This is a genomic window from Oleiphilus sp. HI0132, from assembly GCF_001635845.1.
The window spans coordinates 1-1,001 of sequence record NZ_LWGJ01001620.1 but is presented as its reverse complement, the minus strand read 5'-3'; the positions used below and the strand labels follow the sequence as shown (position 1 = coordinate 1,001).

Sequence of the window (1,001 nt, the reverse complement as noted above, 5' to 3'; positions counted from 1 at the left end):
TGACGGCAAAGACTTCAAAAACCAGATGTGAGCAACTGGGCTAGCTAGTTCGATATGAGCCATACGGTCACGTCTTACGTTAGCAAGCGCAACTTCTACACCACACTTCTCACAAATTACACCACGATGCTTAAGGCGCTTGTACTTACCACACAAGCACTCATAGTCCTTGATAGGACCGAAAATTTTGGCACAAAATAAGCCATCACGCTCTGGCTTGAATGTACGATAGTTAATCGTTTCTGGCTTCTTAACTTCACCGTATGACCAAGATCGGATCATTTCTGGAGACGACAAGCCAATACGAATTGAGTCGAATTCCTGAGTTTGATTTTGGTTTTTTAATAGGTTTAATAAATCTTTCATCGGTTTTGCTCCAATTGGAGTTATCTATCCGCGAACGCTTCATCTAGAAGCGCTCGCCTCCGCGTAATTGTTTGTATTGACTTGCGAACTACTCTGATTCCAGCTCGATATCAATACCAAGCGAGCGAATTTCTTTAACAAGTACGTTGAATGATTCTGGCATGCCAGGCTCCATACGGTGATCACCATCAACGATGTTCTTATACATCTTGGTACGGCCGTTAACATCATCAGATTTAACCGTAAGCATTTCCTGTAGCGTATAAGCAGCACCGTAAGCTTCTAGCGCCCATACTTCCATCTCACCGAAGCGCTGACCACCAAACTGAGCTTTACCGCCCAATGGCTGCTGAGTAACAAGGCTGTATGAACCCGTAGAACGAGCGTGCATCTTGTCATCAATCAAGTGGTTCAACTTAAGGATATACATATAGCCAACGGTAACTGGACGATCAAAAGAGTCCCCAGTACGACCATCATATAATTGAACCTGACCACTATCATCAAGACCGGCTAGACGAAGAAGCTCTTTAATCTGAGACTCTTTCGCACCATCAAAAGCAGGAGTCGCCATTGGAACACCACCGCGAAGGTTATGTGCCAGCTCTAGAATCTCTTCATCACTAAAGGTATCC

Annotated in this window: 2 protein-coding genes; both read right to left on the bottom strand. The window is 44.5% G+C overall.

Annotated elements, in window-relative coordinates; all coding sequences use genetic code 11:
• The coding region (locus tag A3766_RS24935; protein ID WP_156509120.1) for a hypothetical protein at nucleotides 1-366 on the bottom strand (366 nt) is incomplete at its 3' end.
• An 88-nt stretch (nucleotides 367-454) separates the two neighbouring features.
• On the bottom strand, nucleotides 455-1,001 hold a 547-nt coding region (locus tag A3766_RS24930), incomplete at its 5' end, for a DNA-directed RNA polymerase subunit beta (RefSeq protein WP_082907216.1).